The organism is Thermanaeromonas sp. (assembly GCF_021890735.1).
Lineage (GTDB): Bacteria > Bacillota > DSM-521 > Neomoorellales > Neomoorellaceae > Thermanaeromonas.
On sequence record NZ_JAKKUR010000075.1, the window covers coordinates 1 to 8,821 of the forward strand.

Here is an 8,821-nt window from a genome sequence, read left to right on the forward strand (position 1 = left end):
CGAAGGATATTGGGTTTTCGTTTGGCTTGTGATATACTGGCATTGGTGGCGGTTGCCTCCTTATTTGTATGAATTGTCCACCTCTGTTATATAACAGAAGATTGAGGGACCCTACCTTCATTTTCCACGGTCTACCTCGAGAGGAGCTAGTTTGCTTATATTGTAACATGTTTATTCTACCTTAACCATATAACGGATAAGCTTGCTGGGTTTTGGGAAAGAAGCAGTGTTTTTATTATAATGCACACCCTTGCACTTACAGGGCCAAACAAGAGATAGGGGTGTTAAGTGTGATGTTTAAGAAAAAAACGGGCATATATTTGGCGGTGTTATTTATAGTTTCAGTTTTGGTATTAAGCATATCTATTATTAACAACCACATAACCTATGCCCAGGGACAAAAAACACTAGAGGAGTTTTTTCGACCTATAGCGGAATTTATTCAAAGCAACCCAGATTTACTTAAAGATTCCCTTAAAACTATAAAAAATGCAGGAGTTACTTCCGCTGAAACCGTTGCATGGGTAAATGGTGTTCCTATTACAATAGGAGAATTAGAATTTAGGAAAGGATTAAATCAAGCGGGTGCGCGTCATCAAAGTTATTCAGAAGTATTTAATGTTCTGGTGGAGGAAAAAGTTGTTTTCGATTATGCTATTAAGAACAAACTTTTGCCTACCGCGGAGGAGGTAGAAAAGTTTATTGAAGAAGAACAACAGCAATATGCTGCAAGCGATGAATATAAAGAGGGGGTCGATCTTTTTTGCAGAGCGGCTAATATGTCTCTAGAGGATTACTGGGATACTTATGAATGGTATAATGCTTTCCGATGTCTGACTTTCACTAAATCCTTTGAGCATGCAACGAAGGGGATTGTTCTTGATTATGGCACAAGATGGACCAGAAAAATACCAAGAAAAATATAAAGCAAAACAGTCGCTAGTGGGAGAATTTGAGAATAAAATTGAAATCTGAAGCTAGGGTTAAAATGAATGATAAGTTTAAGGAACTAAACCTTAAATTAGATAGATCGAAGCTCTATTTGTAAGTCTGGAAGGTTGTCTGTATGCACAATTACAGAACCCTATTGTAATTCGTTCAAAATCCAGGCAAACTCTTTCCAATGATGATTGTAGCTAATATGGCTCTTGAATTCATTGAACCTTTACCTGGGCCTAGATAGAAAACGTTGACCAGGTTCCGAATACTGTAAGTAAATATTATTATTTCAAAAGCTGTTGAAGCGTGACACTTTTAACCTGCCGGGGGGTATTTTAACAGGAGCCAGATTAGAGCAAGGTACGGTAGTGTTGGACTTTGTTTCCACAAGCGAAGATGGTAAAGTACGAATGATCAAGGAAAGACGGAGCTGGAAACCACGAATATAGCCACCCCTTTGGTGTACTACATTACCTTCTAAAAGTTGCTGCCCCTACCTACTGAAATTTTATACGGCCCTAGGGTTGGGTGTATTGTTATCGGTCTAGAGGCCATAATAAGAACGAAGAATACCAAAGGGGGTTATATATTCTTTGGTCTGGCCCGCTCTGGAAAAACTCCTTTTTGACGCTGTTGCCACGGAAAGCCCTTCCCTTAAGCAACTTTTGGCCCATGTCCTTTCCGGCGGTAAGGGCCTGCGACCCACCCTAGTACGAATATGTGCCCAGTTTGGGCCGTATGATCCTGCAGAAGTCAACAGGGTGGCTGCCGCTATTGAGCTGGTACACCTTGCCTCTCTAATTCACGACGACATACTGGATGGGGCGACCGTGCGGCGCCACCGGCCGGCCCTGCATTCCCTTTACGGTCCCATCCCTGCGGTACTTACCGGAGATTATCTCTTCGCTACCGCCTTCGGGCTCTTAGCCCAAAGCCCCCGGGCCGTCCTTAACATTGTCACTGCTACCATCCGGACTATGTGTGAAGGCGAAATAGAGCAGCGCAGTGTTCCCGCGCTCACTGAACAGGCCTACCTCAGCCATATCGGCAAAAAGACGGCCTCTCTTATAAGCGCCGCCTGCCGCTGCGGCGGGGTTCTCTGCCACCTTAAACGCTCTGGGCAGGAGGGTTTGGCCCGCTTCGGCTGGTATTTGGGCCTGGCCTACCAGATGGTAGACGACTTGCTGGATCTCTTAGGCCAGTCCGAAGAGTTGGGCAAACCCTGCCGTCAGGATTTATCTCAGGGCATCATTACTTTACCTATTTTGCGCTTCCTCGAACTTATTCCCCAGTCCGACTGGTGGCGGGAGAAGATAAGCCGGGGGCTAACACCGGAAGAAATGGAAGAAATAATTGTTACAGCCCGGTCCTTAGACTGCTGCCAGTATGCCAGGGAACGGGCCCGGGAGCAAATTAATTTTGCCTTTTCAGCCCTGGAAAGTTTACCTGCCTGTCCCGCCCGGGAGGAACTGGCCTGGCTGGCCAGCCAGGTGCTGGCTAAAATTGAAGAATTAGATTACTCCGGCCCGGCGCAGGAAGGAGCAGAGCAAAAAGAGGTAGCGGGAAGTGAAGCCACCGTTTAAGAGGAGAAACCTCCTGGTGCCGGTTAGCTTCTGGGCAGCTACTTTGGCATCCGAAAGGTATAGGGCCAGTAATCCCCGTATCACTGTCAGGTGAAATACAGGGTCTGGTAAGGCAACAGCCTTGTCCAGGGAACGCTGCAAGAAATACTGCAAGCGAAGCCTCGCTTCCCTTTCATCGTTATAATAAGTTATAAAGTTCAAATCCTGCCCTTCTTGGTCTTCCTGGCGGTCAATATAATAATCTAGCAAAATATGTAAGCCCCCGATCCAGGGGAAATAGGCGCCACTCAACTGCTCCACTTCCTCAAGCCTTACCTGGGATCTAACAGCTAGGGCCATAAGGGCAAAGATGCCCAGCGTGGACCCGGTAGCTGCTGCCAATTCCCACCAATTTAGTGGCTCCGGTAGACTTTTAACCAGGGGATCTAGCCACTGAATCAGGCGTATCTCCCGTTGGTCCCGCGGTAGATGCTTTGTTACCTGCAAATGGCAATAAAGGTCGGCCAACCAGCCCACCTTCTCTTGCACCAGGGCATAAGAAGGTAAGGCCAAAAGGGATTGTTGGCAAACTTTTACCAAGGTAGTCAGGTACCCGCCGTCCTGCTGGTAAGGGTAGTCCTTATAATAATCCTTAAGGGCAGCTCCTGGAGTAAGAGCATCCCTGAAAGCGTGGTGCAATTGCTGGAAGGCTTTTTCTTCCTGGACCCCGGCCCGGTCACAAAGATTGTCCAGGTAATCGCTTATGGTCTGCAGGGCGACGATGGCCCGCAGCAACTCACCATGGCAGTCTCCCTGCCATACGGTAAAAACGCTGGCCCCCTGGCAGTGAAATCGTTTTAAGGCCAGGCTGGCCAGCGCCTGTCGACGCAGCTCGGGATCGGGACAACGGCAAGCCAGGTCGCGCCACGCCTTTAGCTCCCCGGCCACTCCGGGGAAGGCCTGAAAGAGGAAGCGCGACATTAGGTTTAAGTGTTCGAGGATGCCCAGCATAAATTATTTTCTCCTCGCTTGTGCCGGAGTAACCTGGCGTACGCATTTCTTCCATTCAAGTATTTTACCCGTTTTTAACTACATCCAACTAGAGGTCATTCAAAGAACTGAAGGTGTAACCTCTGTTTTTTAATTCCTTTATTACGTCATCGAGCACTTCGGTGTTAGTTTGGTTAACAGCATGGAGCAAAAGGACTGAACCGGGCAAAGCACCCGCAAGAATGGTTGCTTTAGCGAATTCCTCTTCGGGTTGGTCATCAATCAACCAGTCGCGATAAGCAAAACTCCATAAAACAGCCCGGTAACCGTTGTTACCGGCTGTTTTTAAGACTACCTCATTGAAGATCCTTTGCGGGGGCCGGAAAAATGTAGTAAAGCACTGTTCGTCGATCCCCACCTGCTTGTTTGCGTTTTTCCGCTCGTCTAAAGCTATTGCAACGATTGTGGCATTTCCCTGGCCTGAAGGGCTTCTGGCGGCAGCTCGATCTTGATTTGGTCTCCGTAGGCGAATTCTTCTACCCGCATGCGCACTTCGATCAACTCAAACGGCACTACCTTACCTTGGAACCGGTCAGCGAAAGACAACACTGTTTTTAACTCGCCACCGTAGGGCAAATAGTCGTCTGCGTTAATGTAGTCCCTGCCCCAATAGGATATGGACTTGATTAATTTCCCGGCTTCGTCTAAAGAGCGCTCCAATTGGAGCGCGTCTAGTGTGCCGCGCATTGATTCGGGTATAGCCAACTGGAAGAAAGCAGCTAGGTCGTCAATCCGCCCGTAGTAGGCGATCTCAAACACTTTGCGGCCGTCCTTCTCCGTGGTACCCAGGAGTTGGTAATGGAAATAGGGTTTTAATTCCTCCGGTATCCTGCCGCCGCTCAACTTGCTGGCCTCCAGGCTTTCTTTCATCAAAGCTCCCAGATCCGGGATAGCGCTTTCCGGCAGGCGCATCCATGCGGCTTTCCCGGTGGCCGGATCGGTCATTTTCATGTATATTTTTCCGCCCACCAGGTACTGCTCCATTTCCAGCTCCGGCAGCCGTTGCTCATCTTTGGCGGCGGGACCCCCGGTGGCCTCAAACCGCCACCGGGCAACCAGGTGCATAGTTGCCGGGAAAACCACCTCCATGCTCATTTCCCCTGAGCCGCTCAAAATGGGCACTTGGTTGGCCATTCCAGCCCGGGGCTGCAGGATTATATCCATGTGGGTCTTAGCACGCATAGCCTTGACGTCGGCCTGCGCCCGGCGGCTTTTCTCCATGACTTCCACCGCCCGCGGGTCACTGCCGAAAACGCGAGCCAGGAAGTCGGCCGCTTCTCCCACGGTAAGCGTACCTTCCGGATTAGACTGGGCGGAAACCAGCCCCTGGTTCACCAGCCAGTTGTACAGCGAACTGGCCCAGTGGTCGGGCTTTAAAGGACCGGCTTCAGGCTGGCCCGTGGTACCGAACAAACCCAGGGTACGAGACACCATGACTGCCGCTTCCGCCCTGGTCACGGGTTGGCCAGGACGCAGGGTGCCGTCGGGATACCCGGCCATAATCCCCCTTTCTGCGAGGGAGGCCAGGGCCGGAGCGTACCAGCTTCCCGGGACCACGTCCTTGGCCCGGTAAACCTGACCACTTACGGCCGGCAGGTTGGCCGCTTTGGCCAGCATGGCCCCGAAGGCGCCTCGGGTGACCGGTTCATTCAAGTCAGGAGCTTGCGGAAAGACAGCCAGCAGTTCTCCCCTGTCCAGCGGCTGGGCAAAAGCCAGGGAAGCGCCCGCACAGACCGAAAACAGGAGAACCAGTAAGATCAAAACGAGTTTACGCACCACTATTTCCCCCTTCGTTTCAATTGGTTTAGTGGCGGCTATCTAATCTTGAACTTCTTCTTAAAGCTACTTAACTTTCTCTTCTCCAGCCATTCCCGGACCTTCCTGCATGGTATGAACACCCTAGAGTTACTGTTCTCCAACTCCCCCAGCAGGTCTCACCGACTGAACCCGCAAAAGCGGACTCCGCATGTAAATGTTAGGCTCATGGGAAAGGGTCCCTTCTAAGGTCACCCTCTGCCCGAGGTACTTCTCCAACTCGGCAGCTACCTGGGGGTTAGCCGGGATAATCACCAGGATGCCCTGGCGGTCCGTCTCCAGCTCCAGGTGGCGGCCTTCGATAAAGCTTTCTACCAGCTTGCCGGTAAACGACAAGGGTTCTGCCTCCCCTGTTTGCCGCAAATGATAAATGCTCACCCAAGCTGGGTAGTAATTGCCGTAGTAGCCAGGCGAGCCGGTTATGTTGCGCACCAGTTCCTCCGCTGACCCCCCGGTTAAAGGTTGGCGGCCGAGGGAGCCACTGAGGGCGCTGTTAAGGCGCAGGAAATAGAGCTCCCGGCCATAAAGGGAAGGGGAGGAGAAGTAATCAGCTTGTTCAGGCGAACTGTTGGTAAGGGGTTTAGCTTGACCGTCCCCTGCTGCCAGCCAGATGCGCTGATCGCTCACCCAAACCCCTGGATGCCGCTTATCCCAGCTGGTAGTGGCCAAGCCCCGGCAGAAAAGGAGCCCTTCTTGAGGCTCTGGCAACCAATGGGGCTGGCTGTCCACCGTTACGGGCTGTCCGTAGGAGGTGATCCGGCCCTCCGGCAGGGTTACTACTGCTAGGTGTTTATTGTAAGTCGCTTCCCGGCCGCTCCCCTGGATAAAGGCCAATTTGTTGCCGTCCGGGGACCAGGCCAACCACTGGCGATAAGGTAGGCAGATGCCCAGGTTCAAAGGCTTCTGCGGATTTTCCAGGTCCAGAACCTCCAAAGGCACGCCGTCGGTGGAGAGGGAAGCGGCATTATAGCGGAGATAATAGGCCAGGTAGCGGCCGTTGGGGGACCACTTCAGACCCACTGCGTGGCTGAAGTAAACCTCTCCTAGAGGGTTACCGATTCCTGTTCCCTTTATCAGGTTGGTGCGCTCCCCTGCTAGGGTCAGGCGGTCAATCCTCCAGGGCTCTTCTGCTGTGCGCTTAAGGGAAATAGACAGGCTCTGACCGTCAGGGGCCCAGGCCCAATCTTCCACCGGCAAGCTATAGTCGGGAAGGAGAAGCTTCACCTGTACCCCCTTCTCGGTTACAGTGGCCAGCTTAAGATTCCCATCCGGGGCGTAATCAGCGCCTGGAGCCTGGGTGCTGTAGGCCAAGATGTTCTCCCGGGGGGACCACTGGGGCTCCCCTACGACCGGCCGCGGGTCTACTTGAACAGCGCCGGTACCGTCGTACCTCACTACCCAGAGATAAGGCTTGCTCTCCCAGGGCTCTGGCGTCTCCCGCTGCAGGTAGGCCAACCACCGGCCATCAGGAGACCAGCCCAGGATCTGCACGGAGCCGTCTTTCGTCACCTGGACCGGTTGGGCACCGGGCTGGCTACCGTCCAGGAGCCAGAGGTTGTTGTCGGCAGTGAAGGCCACCCGGGCCGGAAAAGCTTCCCAGTATACCCTTTCTGGCAGGGCGATTAAAGTTGCGGTCCGGGTCTTTTCATCCCAGTTCACTGCTAGCCCTAGGGCCTGGGCTAAGAAGCGCAAAGGCACCATAGTCCGACCGTTCTTCAATATTACGGGCGAAGGCAGGGTAACTTTCTCCCCGTCTACCATAGCCTCGCTGCTCCCTATCTGGAAACGAAGCTTAGCTTTTGGAGAGACGACCAGCACTATTTGATTCTTCTCGTCCCATCTCACCTCCGCTCCCACGGCCCGGGCCAAGTCCCGTACCGGAACCAGGAGATGACCGTCCCGGTAAAAAGATGGGGGTGTCTCCCAGGTGATCTCCTGGCCGTTCAAGAAAACCTTGACATCCCCTTCTACGCCTATCCCTTCCGGTTTCTCGGAGTCAGTTGTAGCCAGGGCTGCCGTGGCCACGGCTAAGAATATTAAAACCGAACCCAAGACTGCTAACCATTTTTTAACCACCGCATCCCACTCCCCCTAAATTTCTTAAGGAAGTATTCTCCAGAAGTACCTCCAAATCCTTTTATAAATTTATTTAAACTTATCCCTCTAGAGAATCACCGCATAGCTCATCAGCCCCCTGACCTCAAAAAGACGCCCCGGCTGGCCCCCTTGAAGGGGTACCCGGTAGACCCTGGTAGCAGGCAGAGAACCCTCGGGTGGAAAGCGGACCCAGCTTTTATTCGACATCAACCTTAGGAGTTCCTGCAAACATTTTCTAGTATTAGTAATTAGATACCAAAAAAATGATTATCTAGATGCGGGAAATTGGTTTGGGGGCAGTACCTGAATTGTTCCTGTCAGCATAATCTGTTAGCAGCACCAAGATAAGAAAGGGGAGGCTGCCGTGAACCCACAAATACCGCCCTGTCCGGAAGGCAATCTTTACACCATCCGCCCGGGTGATACCCTTTTTAGCATCGCCCAGAGGTTTGGGGTATCTGTAGAGGACTTGCTGGAGGCCAACCTCGGACGTATTGATCCCGATAATCTCCAGGTAGGCCAAATTATCTGTATCCCTCTCGCTGTGCCACCGGTGCAGTGCCCGCCTGGCTCTACCATCTATACCATCCGCGCTGGTGACACCTTTTTTAATATTGCTCGCCGCTTTGGTATCTCGGTCCAGGATTTGATTAATGCCAACCCCGGTGTGAACCCCGAAGGTTTACTGATAGGCCAGCAGATTTGCGTTCCAGCCGCTCCTCCTCCGGGTATATGTCCTCCCGGAACAATACCCTACAGGATTCAACCGGGTGACACTTTCTTCAGGCTGGCCCAGCGTTTCGGTACCACCGTAGAAGCCATTGAGCAGGCCAATCCCTTTGTAAACCCCCTTAACCTACAAGTGGGCCAGCTAATTTGTATTCCTAGCGGGCGGCCATGCCCTGGAGGGACCTTTTCTTATGTTATCCAGCCCGGGGATACCCTTTATAGTTTAGCCCGGCGGTTTAATACTACTGTTGCAAGTATACAAGCAGTTAACCCCGGGATAGACCCCAACAACCTTCAGGTGGGACAGGTTATTTGCATTCCCAGAGAAGCTTAAGATAAACAGCCTGGCCGGATCAGGCTTGAAGGCTTTCGAGTGGGATATTGACGCAAACAATCATGATGTAGCAGCCAGTGAAAGTCTGGGAAATGCTTTGATTCGTGGAGTGGTAGAATTTTCATCCATACCGAATTTGAGTGATGCCAAATGTAAGAATTATATAGTTCTCGAGTACACAAAAATGCCCGCCAGCTTAATAGAATGTGGTTTTATGACTAATAGCGACGACTTGTGGGCTCTTCAAAACGAGGATGACGATATTGGCTATGGCATTGGACTAGAAGCCAATTTT

At 51.8% G+C, this 8,821-nt stretch carries 8 protein-coding genes; 4 read left to right on the top strand and 4 right to left on the bottom strand.

The features are described 5' to 3' along the window. The first annotated feature begins 290 nt into the window (after window positions 1–290). Complete coding sequence (locus tag L5656_RS09400) at window positions 291–926, top strand: hypothetical protein (RefSeq protein WP_297202303.1); 636 nt, start codon at window positions 291–293, stop codon at window positions 924–926. Window positions 927–1,532: 606 nt separating this feature from the next. Then, window positions 1,533–2,522: a polyprenyl synthetase family protein gene (locus tag L5656_RS09405; protein WP_297202305.1), complete on the top strand. Its 990-nt coding sequence runs from the start codon at window positions 1,533–1,535 to the stop codon at window positions 2,520–2,522. Here L5656_RS09405 and L5656_RS09410 read toward each other — a convergent pair. The 4 genes from L5656_RS09410 to L5656_RS09425 form a co-directional block, all read right to left on the bottom strand. Next, window positions 2,451–3,512 carry a tetraprenyl-beta-curcumene synthase family protein gene (locus L5656_RS09410; protein ID WP_297202307.1) on the bottom strand — a complete coding sequence of 354 codons (1,062 nt, stop codon included), beginning with the start codon at window positions 3,510–3,512 and terminating at the stop codon, window positions 2,451–2,453. The genes L5656_RS09405 and L5656_RS09410 overlap by 72 nt on opposite strands. Before the next feature lie 88 nt (window positions 3,513–3,600). Continuing rightward, complete coding sequence (locus L5656_RS09415) at window positions 3,601–3,909, bottom strand: hypothetical protein (RefSeq protein WP_297202309.1); 309 nt, start codon at window positions 3,907–3,909, stop codon at window positions 3,601–3,603. Between the two features lie 32 nt (window positions 3,910–3,941). Next, window positions 3,942–5,327, bottom strand: coding sequence for an S-layer homology domain-containing protein (locus L5656_RS09420; protein WP_297202311.1), 1,386 nt, complete (start codon window positions 5,325–5,327; stop codon window positions 3,942–3,944). 129 nt (window positions 5,328–5,456) lie between these two features. Then, window positions 5,457–7,442 carry a stalk domain-containing protein gene (locus L5656_RS09425; RefSeq protein WP_297202313.1) on the bottom strand — a complete coding sequence of 662 codons (1,986 nt, stop codon included), beginning with the start codon at window positions 7,440–7,442 and terminating at the stop codon, window positions 5,457–5,459. A gap of 385 nt (window positions 7,443–7,827) precedes the next feature. On the opposite strand from L5656_RS09425, the gene L5656_RS09430 reads away from it, so the two are divergent. Further along, on the top strand, window positions 7,828–8,526 hold the full coding sequence (locus L5656_RS09430; RefSeq protein ID WP_297202315.1) for a muramidase family protein: 699 nt from the start codon (window positions 7,828–7,830) through the stop codon (window positions 8,524–8,526). Window positions 8,527–8,551: 25 nt separating this feature from the next. Further along, window positions 8,552–8,821, top strand: a 270-nt coding sequence (locus L5656_RS09435; protein WP_297202317.1) for an N-acetylmuramoyl-L-alanine amidase, incomplete at its 3' end; no start/stop codon positions are given.

Coding starts and splice junctions, on each gene's coding strand:
- L5656_RS09410 (WP_297202307.1), bottom strand. CDS start 3,512: ATGCTGGGCATCCTCGAACACTTAAACCTAATGTCGCGCTTCCTCTTT.